Genomic DNA, 20,200 nt, shown 5'->3' on the forward strand with positions numbered 1-20,200 from the left:
ATGCGCTTTACGTAACGAACCCTGCTGTTCGACAATACCGATTTGTATCGATGCAATCGGACCCTCTGTTGCCTGAGACGACAATCTTCGAGCACCCGCTGACCGAGAAGTGCCGGACCTGGCTGCGTCTTTCGCACCTGTTCGAACAGCTCGAATTTCATCAGCCTCACCACGAGGAGTGGCACGCGCGGGCCGCAATGTCGGCACTGCTCGACGTCGCCAACGTACTGGCGCGGGCCGATATCAAATCCGAGCTGCTCAAGGAGCTGGACCGTTATCGCCAATCGTTGTCGAAAATGGCCGACTCCCCCGGCGTCGACAACGACCGTCTGAAGCACATTCTGCAGAACCTGCTGCGATCCTGCGAGGGCATCCGCGAGGTCAGCGGACAACTGGGACAGGCCCTGCGCGGCAATGATTTCCTCAACAGCATCGTGCAGCGCAGCAGCATCCCGGGAGGCAGTTTCGATTTCGACCTACCCCAGTTTCACTATTGGCTGAACATGCCGCAGGCTGAGCGCCTGATGCAGCTGGACGACTGGCGTCACGAAGTCTCCCCCGTGCAGGACGCCGTCGAGTTGCTGCTCGGCCTGATCAGAACCAGTGCGGTCCCATCGACCGAACAGGCCGCAAACGGCTTCTTCCAGAAAAGCCTGTCGACCAGCGTCAACGTCCAGATGGTGCGCGTGGGCATCCCGTCGAACAGCGGCCTGTTTGCTGAAATCAGTGGCGGCAAGCACCGGTTCAGTATCCGCTTCATGGAATGCACAGACTGGCAGCACCCAACCCAGATCGATCGAGCAGTCCCCTTCACCCTGAGCACCTGCGTGATATGACTGCCGCAGACGTCATACAGGTCAGCTGCCCTACCTGTGGCAAATCCGTCGACTGGACCCCCAGCGAGCGCTGGCGGCCATTCTGCAGTGAACGTTGCAAGCTGATCGATCTGGGCGAATGGCTCAGTGAAGAAAAACGCATTCCGGGCGAGCCGGCACCCGTACCGGACGCCGATAACGAGCATTGAAACTCGCCCAGGGTCTCGATGAGACCTTTATAAAGGGAACTCGGCCACCGTCAGCATCGCGTTGCCGACCACGCTGATACGCACCATGCCTGCTGCGGACGATACATCGTCGAGGAGCCAGTGCTCGGTCCGTGGGTCGATCGTCGTCCGACTTAGCGGCTCTTCACCAGCCCCGTAGAACGCTGCCTCGATGCGAACGATCCGCGACGTCTCGAATCCGGCCTGTTTCAACGCAAGGCCGTTTCCGGCCGGTCCAAGCACCAGAGCACGATCCGCGGCGACCGCCGCGCAGGGATTCTGGCGGGGTGAACATGTTGCCTCTGCGACCAGGTAGACCGTTGACTGCTGTTGCAACACGCGTTCTGTTTTACGGCCAACCTGCCCCCAGCTCAACGCCAGGCCAACCGCGACGATCACAAAGAACAGCCAATACCTACCCAGCCGGCTCATCCGACCAGATTCCGCGGATACCGGCGACGCCCTGGGCGCCTTTTTGCCAAGCCAACTCGGTGAACGACGGCTGCATCCCCCCAAGCGCGAAGACGGGAAGCTGCGCGGCTTCGACCCACTGCGCGAAAGTCTCCCAACCCAGGGGCTCTTGATCAGGGTGACTGCGCGTCGGCAACACCGGCGACAGCACGGCGAAATCGGCACCGATGCGCGCCGCCTGTTGCAAATCTTTGGGTGAGTGACACGATGCCGCCAACAAACCATGGCGCTGCGTGCCACTGGCGGGCTCCTCGTAAAGCCGGCGGCCGCTCAGGTGCACCCCGTGGGCGCCGATGCGCCGGGCGAGCTGGGGGTCGCCATTGAACAACACGCGAGCGCCATACGCGTCACAGCGCTGTACAACAGCTGTGCCGATGTCCTCCAACGGCGCGTCGACGATATCGAACAGGCGCAGCTGGACCAGGCGAATCCCCGCTTGCAACGCATTGTCCAGCGAAGCAAGAAAACGGTCTGCCTTTCCCACACTTGGCGGCGTGATGAGGTAGACAGATGGCAATTGCAGCGCTTTCACAATCGGCACATCCGCCGCAGGCATGGCATAGCCATCGAGCGCATTGCGCGCGGACCAAGCCAACGGCTGCCCCTCGCGCCCGACGACATCCCCACGCCATTCGGTAACCAGATGGACGTCGAGCAGCACGCTCCTGTCGGGATAATGGTGGGTCACGCGGATCAGCGGACGGTGGGCGACCATGTCGATCCCCAACTCTTCGTCGAGCTCGCGACGAAGTCCGTCGGCCGGCGCTTCACCAGGTTCGAGCTTTCCCCCGGGAAACTCCCACAGGCCGCCCTGATGCGCATCCGCGTGGCGTTGAGCCAGCAGAACACGGTCTTTGGCATCGATCAATGCGCCGGCGACCACATGTACGATTGCACCCATCCGCCCTCTCCGCTCAGCTGCGATACTCGGCGTTGATCTTCACGTAATCAAACGAGAAATCACAGGTAAGCACAGTGGCTTCGCCGTCGCCGCGTGCCAGGTCGATTCGGATATCGATCTCGGACTGCTGCATCACGGCCTTGCCTGCGGCTTCGGTATAGGCCGGGTCACGTCCACCGTTACTCACAATACAAACGTCGCCGAGCCAAAGCTGGACCTGTTGGATCTGCAGATCGGCGATGCCGGCACGGCCGACGGCTGCCAGGATCCGCCCCCAGTTCGGGTCAGAAGCAAACAATGCAGTCTTTACCAAGGGCGAATGGGCCACGGTATAGGCAACCTTGCGCGCTTCCTCATAGGTTGACGCGTGCTCAACATGAATGCGTACCAGCTTGGTCGCGCCTTCACCGTCGCGCACGATCATCTCGGCCAGTTCGCGGCACACCTCTGCGACCGCCGAACCGAGCGCCTGTCCGTCCTCGGATTCGATCGAATCGACAGCGCAACCGCTGGCACCGCTTGCCATCAGCACACAGGCATCGTTCGTCGAGGTATCGCCGTCCACGGTGATCGCGTTGAACGATGGATCGACGGCGTTCTCCAACATCTGCTGCAATACCACCTGCGGCACAGCCGCATCCGTAGCAACGTAAGCCAGCATGGTTGCCATATCGGGGCAGATCATCCCCGAGCCCTTGGCAGTTCCCGTAACCGTCACGCTGCCAGCAGACAGTTCTACCGATCTGGACACCAGTTTCGGCACGGTATCGGTTGTCATGATCGCGCGGGCGATCTTCGGCCAGTTCGCCTCATCAAGCGTAGATATCAGTGAAGGCACTGCCTGTGCGAACGGATCAACGGGAAGGTCTGCGCCAATCACGCCGGTTGAAAATGGCATCACCTGGCTCATCGCGCAGCCGGCCATGCCTGCCAATAGTCGACACGTCTCGCGCGCGGCGCGCAAACCGGTGTCGCCTGTTCCTGCGTTGGCATTGCCGGAATTGATCAGCAGAAAACGGATCTTGCCTTTCGCCAAGTGTTCTCGAGCCACAATGACCGGGGCGGCGCAAAAGGCATTGCGCGTGAATACGGCCGCGACCTGCCCTCCTTCCGCAATTTCGATCAACACCAGATCATCACGGTTCTTGTAGCGAATACCGGCGGCAAATGCGGAAAGGCGCACACCGGAAACCGGGGTACCGGCAGCTGTGGTCATTTGTTGTCCCCGTAATACAGTTCGTTGTTCATCTCATTTCATCCCCTATGGCAATCGAATAGCCGCCGTCAGAAGTAGAAACCCGGATCAACCCACCCCGGTTTGCTTACCGGCCGCGAGCAGTAAACTTGGCCGCCGACAGATCACTTTGTCGGCGCCCCATAATAAACAGCCGACAACGGTCAATACAGGTTTATCCACATATCCGGCCCGCGACGCGCTCGATGAGATCGCGCGGAAGGACGATCGCACCCGGAGTTCTGATGGAACGTCCCGGCCTTGTCAGTGCTGGCGCCGCCAAATGCGGCACGACTGCGCAAGGCTTCGACGCCAGTCGAATCAGGGATGCACGGGCATATGGGGAAACTTCGCAGGCTCAGGTGACAAGCGAACCGTCGACGCATCGGCAAGCTATCTCAACGGCACCGCGTCGGCGCACGCGATTGCGGCAGCCAGCCCGGATGCACTGATTGTCATCAGCATTTGCCATCCCGTCCGTCCCGCCTGCCGAACTACCTGGTCCGGTCGCGTGGCAGTTTGATCAAGACAGTACGCGAGACGCTGACGGATATCGTGCCACTGCCGATTCGACCTCGAATCCGCGCCGACATCGACCGGATGACCCTCGACCGCTCGGACCACCTGTTCGCCGGCGCATCAGAGCGGATCCTTAAGCGCGTTGCCGACAACATCGCTGCTAGCGGAAAAATGTTCGAACTCGATCTAGCAGACTACCGTCTGTCACCGCCGCGCTGAACGCTCACACCGTCTTTGCCCAGGCCGAGGCATTCGGAACAGGCTCAGATAAGCCTCTGAATCAGCTCAGTTTTCCGTGACAATGCTTGTACTTTTTGCCCGAACCGCACGGACAAGGATCGTTGCGGCCGACCTTGCGGTCTGGTCGAACAAACGGCTTTTTCTCTTCCGCCGCTCCCGCCTCCGCTTCGGCCGGCTCGGGTTCGCCCCCGAGGCCTTCGAACGTTTCGTGTCTGAACTCGAACTCGTTCGGATCGCGGGCCTGCTCTAGCAAATCGGGGGGTGCCTGCACCTGCAAGCGACAGAGAATCTGCACCACCTCGAGCTTGATGGCGTCAAGCATCGACGAGAACATGTCGAAGGCCTCGCGCTTGTACTCCTGCTTCGGGTTCTTCTGCGCGTAACCACGCAGGTGAATACCCTGGCGCAGATAGTCCATCGCCGCGAGGTGCTCCTTCCAATGCGAATCGAGGGTATAGAGCATCACCTCTTTCTCGATGCGGCGCATCTGCTCGACACCGACCTGTGATTCCTTCTCGTCGTAGATCGCGACGATCTGGTCGAGGATCTTCTGCCGCAACGTTTCCTCGTGCAGGCTGTCGTCGCTGTCAAGCCATTGCTGAACAGGCGCATCCAGGGCGAAGTTTTCCTGCAGCGCTTCGGTCAGACCCGGTACGTCCCATTGTTCTTCGAGGCTTTGCGGCGGGATATATTGGTCGATCACGCTGTTAAGCGAATCGATACGCAAGTTGGCTACCGTGTCGGAGATATCCTCGACATTCATCAACTCGTCACGTTGTTGATAGACCACTTTGCGCTGGTCATTGGCGACGTCGTCATACTCAAGCAACTGTTTGCGGATGTCGAAGTTGCGACCTTCGACTTTTCTTTGCGCGTTCTCGATGGCCTTGTTGACCCACGGATGCTCAATCGCCTCGCCCTCTTTCATACCGAGCTTCTGCATCAGATTCGAGACACGCTCAGACGCAAATATGCGCATCAGGCTGTCTTCGAGCGACAGATAAAAACGTGACGAACCCGGATCACCCTGCCGCCCGGAGCGCCCGCGCAGCTGGTTGTCGATTCGGCGGGACTCGTGGCGCTCGGTGCCGATCACGCGAAGTCCACCGGCCGCAAGCACATGCTCGTGGCGTTTCTGCCATTCTTCGCGATGTTTGGCGATCGCCTGCTCATCCGCAGTGTCACCGAGCTGGCCTAATTCCACGTCGAGGTTGCCACCAAGCACGATGTCGGTACCACGACCGGCCATGTTCGTGGCGATGGTGACCGCCCCAGGGCGCCCGGCCTCGGCGACAATCTGCGCTTCCCGCTCGTGCTGCTTGGCATTCAGTACCTGATGTTCGACGCCTGCTTCGTTAAGCATGTTCGACACCAACTCCGAGACCTCGATTGATGCCGTGCCCACCAGTACCGGCTGGCCACGCTCAACACAGTCGCGCGCGTCTTCAACGATCGCCTGATACTTCTCACCCTGTGTCAGGTAGACCAGGTCGGTCTGGTCGTCGCGCTGCATCGGTCTGTTGGTGGGTATGACAACCACCTCGAGGCCGTAGATCTGCTGGAATTCAAACGCCTCGGTATCCGCTGTACCGGTCATACCCGAGAGCTTGTCGTACAGGCGGAAGTAATTCTGGAAGGTGATCGAGGCCAGCGTCTGGCTCTCGGCCTGGATCTGCACGCCTTCTTTGGCCTCGATAGCCTGGTGCAGGCCGTCCGACCAGCGCCGCCCGGGCATCGTACGACCGGTAAACTCGTCGACGATGATTACCTGGCCGTCGCGCACGATGTAATCGACATTGCGCTGGAACAAGGCATGTGCCCGCATAGCCGCCATCACGTGGTGCATCAGCATGATGTTCGACGGGTCGTACAGGCTCTCGCCCTCAGCCAGCAGGCCGTACTCCGACAACATCTGCTCGACCTTTTCATGCCCCTCATCGCTGAGGAAGACCTGGCGTGCCTTTTCGTCGACGGAGTAATCGCCGGGACCGAAATCCGGCTTGCCTTCGTCGTTGGTGATCGGGTCCTGTTTCGTGAGTTGGGCCGGGATACCACTGACCCGACGGTACATCTCGGAACTGTCTTCGGCCGGCCCGGAAATGATCAACGGCGTACGCGCCTCGTCGATCAAGATCGAGTCGACCTCGTCGACCACCGCGAAATAACGACGCTGCACCCGCTGATCGGCAGAAAACGCCATGTTGTCGCGCAGATAATCGAAGCCGAACTCGTTGTTGGTGCCATAGGTGATATCGCAGGCATAGGCGGCCGCGCGGCTCACCGGACGCAGACGCGAGAACCCGCCGGCGTCGCCCTGGAAGGCAGGATCAAACTCATAGGACGAGCTGTCCGGCCCCATCCCGCCGGAAGAATTGATTACACCGGTGGTCATGCCGAGGAAGTGATAAAGCTGGCCCATCCAGCCGGCATCACGACGCGCCAGGTAGTCGTTGACCGTCACCACATGTACGCCGCGACCGACCAACGCATTCAGGTAAACCGCCAGGGTTGCGACCAGGGTTTTACCCTCACCGGTACGCATCTCGGCGATCTTGCCATCATTGAGCACCATGCCGCCGATCATCTGCACATCGAAGTGGCGCATGCCGAGCACTCGCTTGCCGGCTTCGCGCACCACGGCGAACGCCTCAGGCAGCAAATCGTTAGACGACGCGCCTTCGGCAATGCGTTTACGGAATTCTGCCGTTTTGGCGGCAAGGGCCTCATCGCTCAGCTCGCTCAATGCAGGTTCGAGCACGTTGATCTGCTCCACCGACTTGAGCATTTTCTTTACCAGTCGATCGTTTCGACTGCCAAAGACCTTCTTGATGAGCTTGTTCAGCATAAACCTGCGACCTTCCCGGACGAGCTAATACAAAGGGCAGAATGATAACCCAATCGGGCGATCGAACGGCCGGAGACATAAGAAAAAACCCGCTACTGCGGGTCTTTTCGGGATGTGTTGGGCAAAGCCTCTATTTGACGCGCACAAAGCGCAGAGGATTGACGATTTTGCCGTCTTTGCGCACTTCGAAATGCACGTGAGGACCACTGGACCGCCCAGTGCTGCCAAGCAGCGCAACCGTCTGGCCCTTGTTCACCACGTCGCCTTTCTTGACCAGGTTTTCCTTGTTGTGGGCATACAGGGTTGTGTAGCCATCCGCATGCTTGATCTCGACGAGATTGCCGTACCCGCTGGCGCGCTTGGCGCGAACCACGACGCCGGATGCAACCGCCACGACCTCAGCACCGCGCTTACCGGCAAAATCGACACCCCGGTGGAACGATTTGCGACCCTTGAAAGGATCGGTACGGCGGCCGTAAACAGACGAGATCCAACCCTTCTTCACCGGCTTGCCGGAAGGCAGCACTTCGGCCATCAGGTCGCGGTCGATCAGCACATCCTCGAGGGCCGAGAGTTTTTCTTCGCGATCCGAAAGCATTGCCGACAGCAGATCCATCTCGTTGGTGAGCTCGGACACGCTCAGGTCGTCTGCCGGAATCGAGTCGTCGATACCACCCATTGGGGGCGGCGACGCAAAATCGAATTCCTCGCTATCCAGTTTGCCGACTTCGACCAAGCGACCGCCGAGCGCGTCCAGGCGCATCAGGTGAGCCTGGATTTCGGCGACGCGAAGCGCCATAGCATCGAGATGCGCGCGCTGCTCGGTCCTGGCGTCGGCGATTTCCCGGCGTTCGTCCGCAAGGAGCTGACGAACTTCAGCGGCAGCGAGCTCGGCGCGGTTGCTGGCGCCTTCCTGCACCCCGAGGCTATAGCCACCCCAGGCTGCCAGTGCGGTCATGCCCAGCACGGCAACCCCGGTCAATACGGCGGTTTTCGGCACACAAAAATCGAAACTGCGGGTCCTTTTGCAGAATGCGGCAAATAGACTGTCATTCATTCTGGTTTTCTCGCAAAGCTTTTCAGCCTTATCGACTCCTAAGCGTCAAGTCTTTAGAATCAAGACCTTGCGTTGCGAGACCCATCACGATGTCCCACAACCCTAAGTCGGTTCGCCACCTGCTTAAAGACAAACCAACGCTTCGATTTCTCGAACGCGAGATAAGCGCGCAGAAAACCCTCTTGGCGCAGGTTCGGCAATGCTTGCCCGTTGACCTAGCCAATCATTGCTTAGCAGCTCAGTTCCGTGAGCAGCGGCTGGTTCTGCATACCGATTCGCCCGTATGGGCAACCCGATTACGCTATCTGGCGCCGGAAATCGCCAGTCTGCTGCGACTGCATTATCCGAATCTGCAATCCGTCAGTATCAAGATGTTGATCCCGCAGATACGACGCAGCAAGAAACCCCGCCGCGCCGTCAGATCGGATGTCGCGGCGGAGATTATCCACGAGACGGCGGCTGAAACCAAACAGCCGCAGCTCCGCGAAGCGTTGAAGCGCCTGGGGGATGCGCTAAAACGCTCGAAATAACAATAAGTTACCTATCAGGAAACGTGCGCCGGCTGCATATAGGAGATCGGAGCACGCTCGGCGTTATCGAACGTTACTTCTTCCCATGCGTCCGGCTGAGCAATCAACGCCTTGAGCAATCGATTGTTCAATTCATGCCCTGATTTGTAGCCACTGAACGCGCCAATCAGGCTATGCCCCAGCAGGTACAGGTCACCAATGGCGTCCAGAATCTTGTGCTTTACGAACTCGTCTTCGTAACGAAGACCGTCTTCGTTCAGCACGCGGAAATCGTCGACAACGATGGCGTTGTCCATGCTGCCGCCCAGTGCCAGGCCGTTTTCACGCAGCATCTCGATATCACGCAGGAAACCGAACGTACGGGCACGACTGACTTCTTTGACAAAGGACGTCGACGAGAAGTCAATCACTGAGCGGGTGCTTTCATTGCTCATCGCCGGGTGGTCGAAGTCGATACCGAAGCTCACCTTGAAACCGTTGAATGGCTCGAAGCGCGCAATCTTGTCGCCTTCCTTGATCTCGACCGGCTTTTTGATGCGAATGAAACGCTTGGCAACGTTTTGCTCCTCAACACCCGCCGATTGGATCAAAAAGACGAACGGACCGGCGCTGCCGTCCATGATCGGCACTTCGGGCGCACTGACGTCAACATAAGCGTTATCGATGCCGAGGCCGGCAAAGGCCGACAACAGGTGCTCGACCGTCGAAATGCGCACGCCGTCTTTCATCAGCGTGGTCGACAGGCGGGTATCACCCACGTTTTCAGCTTTCGCAGGGATGTCGACAGGTGAATCGAGATCAACCCGACGGAACACGATGCCGGTATCGGGGGCCGCGGGACGCAAGGTCAGATAGACCTTCTCGCCGGTGTGCAGACCAACCCCGGTAGCACGGATCACGTTTTTCAAAGTGCGCTGTTTGATCATCGGTTCAGACTCTCCGAGTCGAAATTCCTGCAAATTCAGTCAATTAGACTTCCTACATCGCGGAATCTCAACGACGCAGTAGCTAGTGATCCCCCGACACCTGCTTAGGGATTACCCTTATTGTCGGCATTTGTGACCATTAGATCAAGCTAAAATGTCAATAGTTCCCATTGGGCAGGCTGGGGTATACCCCGGCGCTCAATCAGCCTGGCGCCGCAAGAATGCCGGGATATCGAGATACTCCATATCTTTCGCCTCGGCCGCCTTGACGAAGTCGTTCGCAGTCTTTGCACCGCGGCGGACGGTCGTCGGCATTTCCAGGGCATTGTAATCGGATTCTTCCTGTTCGCCCGCATCATTGCTGACCAGACGCACCGGCTTGATCTCAACCTCGGGCTGCGGGGCCGCAACCGGCAGGTCTTCACCAAGACCCGTCGCAACGACGGTCACCCGCATTTCGTCAACCATATCCGGGTCGATGACCGTACCGACGACCACCGTTGCGTCATCACGTGCAAATTCCTTAACGGTGTTGCCGACCTCGTCGAACTCACCGATCGCCAGATCGAGTCCGGCGGTGATGTTCACCAGGATGCCGCGCGCGCCGGAAAGATTGATGTCTTCAAGCAGCGGGCTGCGAATGGCCGTTTCGGCCGCTTCGCGAGCGCGCTTCTCGCCGGTTGCACGACCGGTGCCCATCATCGCCACACCCATCTCGGACATCACGGTGCGCACATCGGCAAAGTCGACGTTGATCAGACCAGGCTTGGTGATCAACTCGGCAATACCTTGAACGGCGTTGAGCAGTACATCATTGGCTGCCTTGAAGGCATCCAGCAAAGAGGTTGTCTTGCCGAGTACGGCCAACAATTTTTCGTTCGGAATCGTGATCACCGAATCAACATGCTCGGAAAGCTTGGCGATGCCGTCTTCGGCTACCTGCATACGCTTGGCGCCTTCGAAGCTGAACGGCTTGGTGACCACCGCAACGGTCAGGATCCCAAGCTCTCTCGCCACCTCGGCAACAACGGGCGCCGCACCGGTTCCGGTACCGCCACCCATACCGGCGGTAATAAAGATCATGTCGGCACCTTCGATGGCTTCGTAGATGCGGTCGCGATCCTCCATCGCTGCGTCGAAGCCGCGATTCGGATTGGCACCTGCACCAAGTCCGCGGGTGACGTTCGCACCCAGCTGCAAAGCTGTCTTGACCTCGGTGTTCTTCAAAGCCTGCGCATCGGTGTTGGCACAGATGAACTCAACGCCTTCGATATTGGAACGCAGCATGTGATTGACGGCGTTGCCGCCACCGCCGCCGACACCGACGACCTTAATTACTGCGCTCTGGCTGTCCACATCCATCAATTCAAACATTTAGCTATCCTCCAAACCCAGACAAGACATCATGAAAGTCGTGTCTGCTTTTATTAAAAGTTTCCCTGGAACCAGCTTCGCATCCGGTTCCAAACCGATTTGATTCCGCCGCCACCGGCGATCTCGGGCACCCGCACGGCCCGGTTTCTATGTCCAAACAACAGCAAGCCCACGCCGGTGGCGTGAATTGGATTGCGAACCACATCAACGAGACCGGTCACGTACTGCGGGATACCGAGCCGCACCGGCATGTGAAAAACCTCTTCAGCGAGGTCGATAAGACCTTCCATCTTGGCGCTACCGCCAGTCAGCACCACGCCGCCGGCAACCAGGTCTTCATAACCTGAGCGACGCAGTTCCATTTGAATCAGAGTGAGCAACTCTTCGTAGCGCGGCTCGACCACTTCGGCCAGCGTCTGACGTGAAAGACGACGCGGCGGACGATCACCGATGCTCGGCACCTCGATGGTTTCATCGGGGCTGGCGAGTTGGGTCAACGCGCAGGCGTACTTGAGCTTGATCTCGTCGGCGTGCTGCGTCGGCGTACGCAACGCGACCGCGATATCATTGGTGACCTGATCGCCTGCGATCGGGATGACCGCGGTATGTCGGATCGAACCGCCGGTGAATACGGCGATGTCGGTGGTACCGCCACCGATATCGACGAGGCAGACGCCGAGATCCTTTTCATCGTCTTCCAGCACCGAATAACTCGACGCCAGCTGTTCCAGGATCAGGTCTTCGACCTCGAGCCCACAACGGCGCACGCATTTGATGATGTTCTGCGCCGCACTAACCGCACCGGTCACCATGTGCACCCGCGCCTCGAGTCGCACGCCCGACATGCCGACCGGATCGTGAATACCTTCCTGGTTATCGATGATGAATTCCTGCGGCAGGATGTGCAGGATCTTCTGATCAGCGGGTATGGCAACGGCGCGCGCGGCATCGATCACACGCTCGACATCGGTATGCGACACCTCGCCATCTTTGATCGGGACGATACCGTGTGAGTTCAGACTCGACACATGACTGCCGGCGATCCCGGCATACACCGAGTCGATCTCGACGCCGGCCATCAGTTCGGCTTCTTCTACGGCACGCTGGATCGATTGCACCGTCGATTCGATATTGACGACGACCCCTTTCTTCAGGCCGCGCGACGGATGCGAACCGATGCCGATGATCTCGATCTCGTTGTCCTGGCGCACCTCGCCGACAATCGCCACCACCTTGGAGGTGCCGATATCAAGGCCAACGATTATGTTCTTGTCGGTACGTTTGACCATTAAACCTTTTCCTGCAACTTCTCGGCCTTTGCCGCTTCATCATCGTCGGCAATCTCGCGCCAACGCACTGCAAATCCATGCGCGTATCGCATATCCACGCGTTCGGGTTGGCGCGCCGACTGCGAAGCAAGACTTGGGTAGACACGGAAGAACTGTGTCAGGCGCTCATCCACGTCTTCGCGTCCGAGCGACACCGTCAATCCACCTTCGAACCGCAACCACCAATGGCGCCGCTGATCGAGTTCCACTTCGGTCACGCGCAGTTCGCGCTTGGTCGCGCGCGACGCGACAGCGCGATAGAAACTGACGACGCGCTTTTCATTGCCCTTAGGGCCGTTCAAGCGAACGAGCTCACCAAAAGCCGCTACCGACGACGGCGTAAAAACGCGACCCTGCACGCTGATCAAGGCATCGTCTCCCCAGCGCGCCAGCGGCGCCTGCTCGACCACGTTCATACTCAGCTTGTCGGGCCACACCCGACGGATGCTCACCTCTTCAACCCACGGCATATCGAGCACGGCACGTCGCAGTTTCTGCATATCGCAGGTAAAAAAGCCGCCGTCGATCGCCTTGACGACAGTCTGTTGAATCTCGCCGCGTTGCAGATAACGAAACTCGCCGTTCACTTCTACAACACGTAATGGCAGCTTGCCCGGCTGCGACAGATAGCGAACCGTTACCCAACTGCCGCCGACAAGCGTCAACAGCAGCGCCACACTGATCGCCCAACGCATCCACGAGGTCGATATCGTCTGCGCCTGTTTCGCTTGCTTGCGCTTTGCCGACGTCGTTGCCATCAGTTGGCCTCCAACGTCTGCGCCAGGATGCGCCAGACCAACTCGTCAAAATCGATACCGACCGCCTTTGCCGCCATTGGCACCAGGCTGTGGCCGGTCATACCCGGAACGGTGTTGACCTCGATGACCCAGGGCTGTTCCTCAACATCAACCAGAATGTCGACACGCCCCCAGCCACTCGCGGCGACCGCGTTGAACGCACCGAGCGCAAGCGACTGCAGGCGCGACTCGGCCTCTTGATCAAGACCGCAGGGAATCAGGTAACGCGTATCGTCGGCGACGTACTTGGCGTCGTAGTCATAGAAGTCATGGTCGGTTTCCAGCTTGATCAGCGGCAACGCCTCGTCGCCCAGGATGGCGGCCGTGTATTCGGCGCCGGTGATCCAACGTTCGGCCATGACGTGACTATCGTATTCGGCCGCTTTGTTCCACGCGGCACGCAGCTGTTTTATATCGTCGGCACGCGACATGCCGATGCTCGACCCTTCCAGCGCCGGCTTAACCATCAGCGGAAAACCAAGCTCGGCCGCCGCTTCCAGATCTTGTTCACTCTGTATCAAAGCGAAACCGGGGGTCGGCAGACCCAGCGACTGCAGCAGCAGCTTGGTGCGATATTTGTCCATCGCGATCGCCGAACCCATCACGCCACTGCCGGTATACGGCAGACCGAGAATCTCGAGTGCGCCCTGAATCACGCCGTCTTCACCACCGCGTCCGTGCAGCACGTTGAACACACGGTCGTAATTGCCGTTCTGCAGCACCTGCAGAACATCCTTGCCAGCATCAATGCCGTGGGCATCGACGCCTTTGCGGCACAGTCCGTCGAGAACCGCCTTGCCACTGACCAGTGACACGTCGCGCTCAGCAGCCCAGCCACCCATCAGCACGGCCACCTTGCCGAAATCTTTGGCGTCAATCGTCATGCGGCTTCTCCCACCATGTGGACTTCCGTCTGCAGGTCGATGCCCTGTTGCCGTTTCACTTCATCATGTACATATGCGATCAACTGCTCGATGTCGGCCGCCGTTGCATCGCCGGTGTTGATGATGAAATTCGCATGCTTTGGCGAGACTTCGGCGCCGCCGATGCGATATCCCTTCAATCCGCAGGCCTCGATAAGACGGGCTGCGTGATCCCCGTCGGGATTGCGGAACGTCGAACCGCAGCTCGGCTGACCGGTCGGCTGCGTCGCGGCGCGCCGGTCGAGCAAGGCGCGAATTGCAGCCTGCTCCGCTTCGCAGTCTCCATCAGCCAGTTGCAGCACGCATGAGACGAACCATTCTTCCGCCGGTCGAATCACCTCGCGGTACCCGATCTTGAACTCTTGCGGCAGGCGCTCATGCACGATGCCATCACGGTCGATCGTCGTCACAGAGCGCACGATCGGCCAGGTTTCACCGCCGAACGCACCGGCGTTCATTGCCAATGCGCCGCCCATCGTGCCCGGAATACCGGCCAGAAACGCCGCCCCGACCAAGCCGGCGCGTGCGCTCTCACGCGCCACCTTGGCGCACGCTGCGCCAGCCTCGACAATCACCTGATCATCGGTGATCTCCATGGCATTCAGCTGTCCCTGTAGCAGGATCACGGTGCCATTGAACCCGCCATCGCGGATCAACAGATTGCTACCGAGACCCAACCACAACAAAGGCTCGTCGCCGGGCAGGGTTTGCAGGAACATGCTCAGATCCTGCAGATCCGCCGGCCGATACATCTGCTTGGCTGCACCGCCGATGCGCCAGGTGTTGTAGCGCTTGAGCGATTCGCCCATGCGCAGTTCACCTCGCAAAGCCGGTTGTTGAGGCGCCGCCATCATCGCTTGCCTTTTCCCACCTTGCTTGATGCATGTTTGGTCGAAACGCCGGCGCCGGTGAACACAAGCCTGCGTGACACCTTGAGACGAATACGCCCGGTCAGCCCTTCGCCGCACCCCATATGCAACTGCGTCATCGATAGTTCACGTTTCATTGGCAAACGGCCTCCGCCAGGTTTGCTGCGACAGCGCCGATATTGCCGGCACCCATCGTGACGACGATGTCACCTTCGGCCACGAGATCACCGAGGATCTCGGGCAGTTCTTCGACATTCTCCAGAAACACCGGGTCGACCTGACCGCGCACCCGTATCGCCCGGCTCAACGCCCGCCCATCGGCACCGGCAATCGGCGCCTCTCCAGCCGCGTAAACCTCGGTCAACACCAGCACGTCGACGGTCGACAGCACGGCGACGAAATCGTCGAATGCATCGTGCGTTCGGCTGAAGCGATGCGGTTGAAACGCCAGCACCAAGCGACGCTCCGGCCAGCCGGCGCGCACAGCCTGCAACGTGGCCGCCACTTCGCGCGGGTGATGGCCATAGTCATCGACCAGCATCACATCACTATCACCGATGCGGCAGCCGACCTTGGCCTGGAAGCGCCGGCCAATGCCCTCGAAGGCGGCCAGCGCCGACTGAATCGTCTTGACCTCAACGCCCATTTCGCGCGCCACGGCGATGGCCGCCAAGGCATTCAGCACGTTGTGATGGCCCGGCATATTGAGCGCAACTTCGAACGGCTCAAGCTCGTCCATCTGCACGGTGAAACGCGTTTCCATACCTTGTTGGGTGATAGCCACCGCACGCACATCAGCATCCTCGTGCGTGCCGTAGGTCACCACCTTGCGCGTGATTTCCGGCAGCAGGTTGCGGGCATTCTCGTCATCGATGCAGATCACCGCCTGCCCGTAGAAAGGCAGGTGATGCAGAAACTCGAGGAAGGTCGCGCGCAACCGCGCGAAGTCGTTGCCGTAGGTGACCATGTGATCTTCATCGACGTTGGTCACCACCGCGAGCATCGGCTGCAGGTAGAGGAACGAGGCATCGCTCTCGTCGGCCTCGGCCACCAACACCTCGCCTTCACCGAGATGCGCGTAGCTACCGCGAGAATTCAACCGCCCGCCGATCACATAGGTCGGGTCCAGGCCACCTTCGATCAACAGGCTGGCGATCAGGCTGGTCGTCGTCGTTTTGCCATGCGTACCGGCAACCGCAATGCCGTAACGGAAGCGCATGATCTCGGCCAGCATCTCGGCGCGCGGCACCACCGGGATGCGTTGCTCGCGCGCCGCTTTCACCTCGGGGTTGCTATCGTTGACCGCGCTCGATATGACGATTGCGTCGGCGTCAGCCACGTGCTCTGCGGCATGGCCGATGTGGATCGTCGCGCCCTGATCGGCCAACCGCTTGGTAGCTGCGTTCTCTTTGATATCCGACCCGCGCACGTCGTAGCCGAGGTTGAGCATCACCTGTGCGATGCCGTTCATACCGGCACCACCGATGCCGACGAAGTGCAGGCGTCGCACGCGCCCCATGGTCTCGGCTGCGTAGCGGCGGGTTGCCATCGCGACGTCACTCATGCCGCCAACTCCTCGCAGACATCGGCGACACGCTGTGCCGAGTCGCGTTTCGCAATCGCATAGGCCTTCGCACCCATCGCATGCAGACGCTCGCGATCGGACAACAGTTCACGCAACAAATCGGCAAGCCGTTCGGTCGTGATATCGCGTTGCTGAATGAGTTGTGCGGCACCGGCATCAACCAGAAAACCGGCATTTACCGTTTGGTGATCGTCGACCGCGAACGGGAACGGCACCAACAAAGCGGCCTTGCCGGCCGCCATCAGCTCCGAGACGGTAAGCGCGCCCGAGCGACAGATCACCAGGTCCGCCCAGCTATAGGCCTCGGCCATGTCGTCAACAAACTCGGTGACGGTGGCGCTGACGCCGCTCTGTTCATAGGCCTGTACCGTTGCGGCTTCCTTACCCCGGCCGGCCTGATGACGAATCTCTGGCCGCAAGTCCTCAGCCAGTTGCGCCAGGGCCAACGGCACCTGCTCGTTCAATGCCTGCGCACCAAGCGAGCCGCCGAGTACGAGTACCCGCAACGCCCGCTGCGCATCGATCGGTTGCGGTTCGCCGAGGTCGGCGATCTCTTTGCGGATCGGATTGCCGATAGCGATCGCGCCCGCCGAGGCAGCAAAACTACCCGGGAAGGCCTCGAGCACGCGCGATGCAACACGCGCCAGCCAACGATTCGTCAATCCAGGGATTGCGTTCTGTTCGTGTACAACCAGCGGCGTATGCATCAAGCGGCTTACCAGACCACCGGGGCCACTGACGAAGCCACCCATACCCAACACCACCTGTGGGCGGCGCATGCGCAGCACCTTCCACGCCTGCAACATGGCGCGCAGCAGATATACCGGACCGAGCATACGGTTCAGCAGCCCTTTGCCGCGCAAGCGGTGTGCGTTCATCGTATCCAGTGCGAAACCGTGCTGCGGCACGGTGCGCGCCTCAAAGCTGTCAGGCGTACCCAACCAGTTGACCTGCCAACCGCGCGCCGCCAGCTCGTGCGCAACCGCCAACGCAGGAAACACGTGTCCACCGGTACCGCCCGCCATGATGGTTATGCGCGTTGCCACTTACCCCCCTTGCCGTCGCCGGCGGTCTGGTTTTCGTAGCGAACGCGCAGCAGCATGCCGACAGCCATGCAGCACACGATCAGGCTGTTGCTTCCGTAGCTGAGGAACGGCAGGGTCAGCCCCTTGGTCGGCAACATGCCGACATTCACTCCAACGTTGATGAACGCCTGCATACCGAGCCACAGACCCAAACCGTAGCAAACATAGGCCGAATAGCGATCACCGCGCGACTCGGCCTTGCTGCCGATGGCATAGGCCCGCCACACGATCAGACCGAACATACAGATCACCAACAAGGTACCCATCAGGCCGAACTCTTCACCGATCACCGCCATGACGAAATCGGTGTGCGCTTCGGGCAGGTAGAACTGCTTCTGGATACCGTTACCCAGCCCGACACCGGTCCATTCACCGCGGCCAAAGGCGATCAGTGCCTGGGATAGCTGATAACCCGAATCCTGTGCGTGCTCCCAAGGATTGAGGAACGAGGTCACCCGCTCCAGTCGGTATGGCGAGATCCAGATCAAGGCCAACAGCGCACCGATTGCCATCGTCAGCAGCACCGCGAACTGCCACAAAGGCGCACCACCGAGAAACAGCATGCCGAAGGCGGTCATCAACAACACGGCGGTAGTACCGAAGTCCGGCTGCAGCATCAGCAGACTGCAGGCAAGAATCAGCAAAATGATCGGTTTGACAAAGCCCCACAGCGTGTGGGCAACTTCGAGCTGGCGACGCACCATGTAACCACTCATGTACATGACGACGAAGATCTTCATGAACTCGGACGTCTGCAGGCTGAGCGGGCCGGCCGCAACCCAGCGCAGTGCCCCGTTGGCGCCACGCCCCAGACCGGGGATGAATACCAGTACCAGCAGGAACAAGCCAAAGAAGTACAGCGCGGTGCTCGACTTGTGCCACCAATCCGTCGGCGTTCTGAAGACCAGCCAGGCCGCTACCGCACCCAGGCCAAGCGCGAACAGGTGACGGTTCACATAGCGCAGGATGTCGCCATTCTGCTCACTCAGATGCATCGATGCCGACGCCACCATGATGATGCCCAACCCCAGCAGGGTCAGCACGGCGGCGATCAAGACCGGATCAACGCCCGGCAGGCGCAGCTCGATCGTTCCTCTCGGGCGTGCCATGGCGGTCATTGCGACAACCCCCGCACGGCCTGCATGAATCGATCACCGCGCTGTGCATAGCCGGTGAACATGTCGAAACTGGCACAGGCCGGTGACAACAGCACGCGATCACCAGGTAGCGCCAGCTTCGCAGCCTGTGCAACCGCTGAAGCCATATCACCGGCGACAAGCTTTGGCACGCTCGCCGGCACGGCTGCCGCCACATGCGCCGCATCGCGGCCGATCAACACGATGCCTCTGGCGCATCGCTCAAGTACCGGCGTAAGGGCCGAAAAATCGGCGCCTTTGCAATCGCCACCGGCGATCAGCACGGTGCGCGACTCATCGTCGCCGTGCAGCCCTTCAAGCGCAGCAATCGATGCACCGACGTTGGTGCCTTTGCTGTCGTTGTACCAACGCACATCATCGATTTCAGCGACAAACTCGGTGCGGTGCGGCAGACCGCGGAAGCTGCGCAGAACCGAGACCATCCCCTCTTCGCCGAAGCCGAGGGCGGCACCCATCGCCAACGCCGCCAGCGCATTCGCCCGATTGTGCAGTCCCGGGATCTGCAGATCGTCGACCGGCATCAGCGGCCGTTCACCGCGGCACAGATAGGCTCGATCGTCGATCCGGCAGACACCGAACATCTTGTCGTGCTCGGCCTCACCCAAGGTGAAGGCCCAAATGTCATCTGCACCGCCCATCGCCGCGACCACCGGGTCATCGGCATTGATCACGCCGACTCCGGCACCGTTCAGCACGCGCGCCTTTGCCGCCGCGTAGCTTTCGATGTCGGGATAGCGATCCATATGATCGGCACTGACATTCAACACCGCTGCCACTGCTGCCTGCAGTGAAGACGTGGTCTCCAACTGAAAGCTCGACAGTTCGATCACGTACAGCGCGACATCGTCGTTGAGCAGATCGAGCGCCGGCGTACCCAGATTGCCGCCGACTGCGACGGCCACACCCGCCGCCTTGGCCATCTCGCCCAGCAGCGTGGTGACCGTGCTCTTGCCGTTGGACCCGGTGATCGCAACGATCGGCGCTTTCGCCTCACCGGCAAACAACTCGATGTCACCGACCACCGGTACGCCGCGCTGACGTGCAGCGTCGATCTGCGGCGTGGCGACGGGGACGCCCGGGCTCACAACCAGGCGATCGGCACTGTCGAACAGGACGTCATCAAACGGCCCGAGAAACACGGCGATATCCGGGTACTCGGCGTGCAAAGCGTCGAGGCATGGCGGCACATCGCGGCTATCGGCAATCGCCACCTGCACGCCACGCGCCGCCAGAAAGCGGGCGCACGACAGACCGGTAACACCCAATCCCACGATCAGCGTCTTGGTGGTCGAATCGTTTTGCTGCATCGCTTGCACC

At 60.0% G+C, this 20,200-nt stretch carries 20 protein-coding genes; 4 read left to right on the top strand and 16 right to left on the bottom strand.

The genetic code is table 11. From position 1 onward, the window contains the following. The first annotated feature begins 50 nt into the window (after positions 1-50). Positions 51-836 (top strand): cell division protein ZapD, encoded by a 786-nt coding sequence (zapD, locus tag B1781_RS18115; protein WP_164513453.1) that lies wholly within the window; start codon positions 51-53, stop codon positions 834-836. Then, positions 833-1,024, top strand: a complete 192-nt coding sequence (gene yacG / locus B1781_RS18120; protein ID WP_078121004.1) for a DNA gyrase inhibitor YacG — start codon at positions 833-835, stop codon at positions 1,022-1,024. The genes zapD and yacG overlap by 4 nt, the downstream gene beginning before the upstream one ends. A gap of 27 nt (positions 1,025-1,051) precedes the next feature. On the opposite strand, the gene B1781_RS18125 is transcribed toward yacG, so the two are convergent. The 3 genes from B1781_RS18125 to argJ are packed head-to-tail and all read right to left on the bottom strand — an operon-like array spanning position 1,052 to position 3,630. After that, positions 1,052-1,474: a hypothetical protein gene (locus tag B1781_RS18125; RefSeq protein WP_078121005.1), complete on the bottom strand. Its 423-nt coding sequence runs from the start codon at positions 1,472-1,474 to the stop codon at positions 1,052-1,054. After that, entirely contained in the window at positions 1,458-2,414 is a 957-nt protein-coding gene (locus B1781_RS18130; protein ID WP_078121006.1) for a Nudix family hydrolase, read from the bottom strand. Before B1781_RS18130 ends, B1781_RS18125 begins: the two co-directional genes overlap by 17 nt. A gap of 13 nt (positions 2,415-2,427) precedes the next feature. After that, the gene (argJ, locus tag B1781_RS18135) at positions 2,428-3,630 is read right to left on the bottom strand and encodes a bifunctional glutamate N-acetyltransferase/amino-acid acetyltransferase ArgJ (protein ID WP_078121007.1); all 1,203 of its coding nucleotides are present in this window, start codon (positions 3,628-3,630) and stop codon (positions 2,428-2,430) included. Between the two features lie 537 nt (positions 3,631-4,167). Here argJ and B1781_RS18140 point away from each other — a divergent pair. Beyond that, on the top strand, positions 4,168-4,386 hold the full coding sequence (locus B1781_RS18140; RefSeq protein WP_125932161.1) for a hypothetical protein: 219 nt from the start codon (positions 4,168-4,170) through the stop codon (positions 4,384-4,386). A 61-nt stretch (positions 4,387-4,447) separates the two neighbouring features. Here B1781_RS18140 and secA read toward each other — a convergent pair whose 3' ends face one another. Both secA and B1781_RS18150 read right to left on the bottom strand, forming a co-directional pair. After that, positions 4,448-7,252, bottom strand: coding sequence for a preprotein translocase subunit SecA (gene secA, locus B1781_RS18145; RefSeq protein WP_078121009.1), 2,805 nt, complete (start codon positions 7,250-7,252; stop codon positions 4,448-4,450). Between the two features lie 130 nt (positions 7,253-7,382). Continuing rightward, positions 7,383-8,309, bottom strand: coding sequence for a M23 family metallopeptidase (locus tag B1781_RS18150; protein ID WP_078121010.1), 927 nt, complete (start codon positions 8,307-8,309; stop codon positions 7,383-7,385). An 89-nt stretch (positions 8,310-8,398) separates the two neighbouring features. On the opposite strand from B1781_RS18150, the gene B1781_RS18155 reads away from it, so the two are divergent. Continuing rightward, positions 8,399-8,839, top strand: a complete 441-nt coding sequence (locus tag B1781_RS18155) for a DUF721 domain-containing protein (protein WP_164513454.1) — start codon at positions 8,399-8,401, stop codon at positions 8,837-8,839. A gap of 14 nt (positions 8,840-8,853) precedes the next feature. Here the strand turns inward: B1781_RS18155 and lpxC are convergent, their stop codons facing one another. The 11 genes from lpxC to murD form a co-directional block, all read right to left on the bottom strand. Continuing rightward, entirely contained in the window at positions 8,854-9,765 is a 912-nt protein-coding gene (gene lpxC, locus B1781_RS18160; RefSeq protein WP_078121011.1) for a UDP-3-O-acyl-N-acetylglucosamine deacetylase, read from the bottom strand. Between the two features lie 198 nt (positions 9,766-9,963). After that, a complete protein-coding gene (gene ftsZ, locus B1781_RS18165) occupies positions 9,964-11,139 on the bottom strand; it encodes a cell division protein FtsZ (RefSeq protein ID WP_078121012.1) in 1,176 nt (391 codons plus the stop codon). A gap of 53 nt (positions 11,140-11,192) precedes the next feature. Further along, a complete protein-coding gene (ftsA, locus tag B1781_RS18170; protein ID WP_078121013.1) occupies positions 11,193-12,428 on the bottom strand; it encodes a cell division protein FtsA in 1,236 nt (411 codons plus the stop codon). Beyond that, complete coding sequence (locus tag B1781_RS18175) at positions 12,428-13,225, bottom strand: cell division protein FtsQ/DivIB (RefSeq protein WP_078121014.1); 798 nt, start codon at positions 13,223-13,225, stop codon at positions 12,428-12,430. The genes ftsA and B1781_RS18175 overlap by 1 nt, the downstream gene beginning before the upstream one ends. Then, positions 13,225-14,148, bottom strand: coding sequence for a D-alanine--D-alanine ligase (locus B1781_RS18180; RefSeq protein WP_078121015.1), 924 nt, complete (start codon positions 14,146-14,148; stop codon positions 13,225-13,227). Before B1781_RS18180 ends, B1781_RS18175 begins: the two co-directional genes overlap by 1 nt. After that, positions 14,145-15,038: a UDP-N-acetylmuramate dehydrogenase gene (murB, locus tag B1781_RS18185; protein ID WP_078122127.1), complete on the bottom strand. Its 894-nt coding sequence runs from the start codon at positions 15,036-15,038 to the stop codon at positions 14,145-14,147. Before murB ends, B1781_RS18180 begins: the two co-directional genes overlap by 4 nt. Continuing rightward, on the bottom strand, positions 15,038-15,193 hold the full coding sequence (locus tag B1781_RS23265) for a hypothetical protein (protein WP_164513455.1): 156 nt from the start codon (positions 15,191-15,193) through the stop codon (positions 15,038-15,040). Before B1781_RS23265 ends, murB begins: the two co-directional genes overlap by 1 nt. Further along, on the bottom strand, positions 15,190-16,620 hold the full coding sequence (gene murC / locus B1781_RS18190; protein ID WP_078121016.1) for a UDP-N-acetylmuramate--L-alanine ligase: 1,431 nt from the start codon (positions 16,618-16,620) through the stop codon (positions 15,190-15,192). The genes B1781_RS23265 and murC overlap by 4 nt, the downstream gene beginning before the upstream one ends. Then, positions 16,617-17,687 (bottom strand): undecaprenyldiphospho-muramoylpentapeptide beta-N-acetylglucosaminyltransferase, encoded by a 1,071-nt coding sequence (gene murG, locus B1781_RS18195; protein WP_334223780.1) that lies wholly within the window; start codon positions 17,685-17,687, stop codon positions 16,617-16,619. Before murG ends, murC begins: the two co-directional genes overlap by 4 nt. Next, the gene (gene ftsW, locus B1781_RS18200) at positions 17,672-18,844 is read right to left on the bottom strand and encodes a putative lipid II flippase FtsW (RefSeq protein ID WP_078121017.1); all 1,173 of its coding nucleotides are present in this window, start codon (positions 18,842-18,844) and stop codon (positions 17,672-17,674) included. The genes murG and ftsW overlap by 16 nt, the downstream gene beginning before the upstream one ends. Further along, positions 18,841-20,190 carry a UDP-N-acetylmuramoyl-L-alanine--D-glutamate ligase gene (gene murD / locus B1781_RS18205; protein ID WP_334223781.1) on the bottom strand — a complete coding sequence of 450 codons (1,350 nt, stop codon included), beginning with the start codon at positions 20,188-20,190 and terminating at the stop codon, positions 18,841-18,843. The genes ftsW and murD overlap by 4 nt, the downstream gene beginning before the upstream one ends. Positions 20,191-20,200: the final 10 nt, after the last annotated feature.

The sequence above is a fragment of the Thiosocius teredinicola genome (assembly GCF_002009425.1).
Taxonomy (GTDB): Bacteria; Pseudomonadota; Gammaproteobacteria; order Chromatiales; family Chromatiaceae; genus Thiosocius; species Thiosocius teredinicola.

Bases quoted from the DNA above. Each gene is read 5' to 3' on its own strand.
- murC (WP_078121016.1), bottom strand. From the start codon at position 16,620: ATGAGTGACGTCGCGATGGCAACCCGCCGCTACGCAGCCGAGACCATG.
- zapD (WP_164513453.1), top strand. From the start codon at position 51: ATGCAATCGGACCCTCTGTTGCCTGAGACGACAATCTTCGAGCACCCG.
- yacG (WP_078121004.1), top strand. From the start codon at position 833: ATGACTGCCGCAGACGTCATACAGGTCAGCTGCCCTACCTGTGGCAAA.
- B1781_RS18180 (WP_078121015.1), bottom strand. From the start codon at position 14,148: ATGACGATTGACGCCAAAGATTTCGGCAAGGTGGCCGTGCTGATGGGT.
- B1781_RS18175 (WP_078121014.1), bottom strand. From the start codon at position 13,225: ATGGCAACGACGTCGGCAAAGCGCAAGCAAGCGAAACAGGCGCAGACG.
- secA (WP_078121009.1), bottom strand. From the start codon at position 7,252: ATGCTGAACAAGCTCATCAAGAAGGTCTTTGGCAGTCGAAACGATCGA.
- ftsZ (WP_078121012.1), bottom strand. From the start codon at position 11,139: ATGTTTGAATTGATGGATGTGGACAGCCAGAGCGCAGTAATTAAGGTC.
- murD (WP_334223781.1), bottom strand. From the start codon at position 20,190: ATGCAGCAAAACGATTCGACCACCAAGACGCTGATCGTGGGATTGGGT.
- lpxC (WP_078121011.1), bottom strand. From the start codon at position 9,765: ATGATCAAACAGCGCACTTTGAAAAACGTGATCCGTGCTACCGGGGTT.
- B1781_RS18150 (WP_078121010.1), bottom strand. From the start codon at position 8,309: ATGAATGACAGTCTATTTGCCGCATTCTGCAAAAGGACCCGCAGTTTC.
- murB (WP_078122127.1), bottom strand. From the start codon at position 15,038: ATGGCGGCGCCTCAACAACCGGCTTTGCGAGGTGAACTGCGCATGGGC.
- B1781_RS18130 (WP_078121006.1), bottom strand. From the start codon at position 2,414: ATGGGTGCAATCGTACATGTGGTCGCCGGCGCATTGATCGATGCCAAA.
- B1781_RS18125 (WP_078121005.1), bottom strand. From the start codon at position 1,474: ATGAGCCGGCTGGGTAGGTATTGGCTGTTCTTTGTGATCGTCGCGGTT.
- B1781_RS23265 (WP_164513455.1), bottom strand. From the start codon at position 15,193: ATGAAACGTGAACTATCGATGACGCAGTTGCATATGGGGTGCGGCGAA.
- B1781_RS18155 (WP_164513454.1), top strand. From the start codon at position 8,399: ATGTCCCACAACCCTAAGTCGGTTCGCCACCTGCTTAAAGACAAACCA.
- argJ (WP_078121007.1), bottom strand. From the start codon at position 3,630: ATGACCACAGCTGCCGGTACCCCGGTTTCCGGTGTGCGCCTTTCCGCA.
- ftsA (WP_078121013.1), bottom strand. From the start codon at position 12,428: ATGGTCAAACGTACCGACAAGAACATAATCGTTGGCCTTGATATCGGC.
- ftsW (WP_078121017.1), bottom strand. From the start codon at position 18,844: ATGACCGCCATGGCACGCCCGAGAGGAACGATCGAGCTGCGCCTGCCG.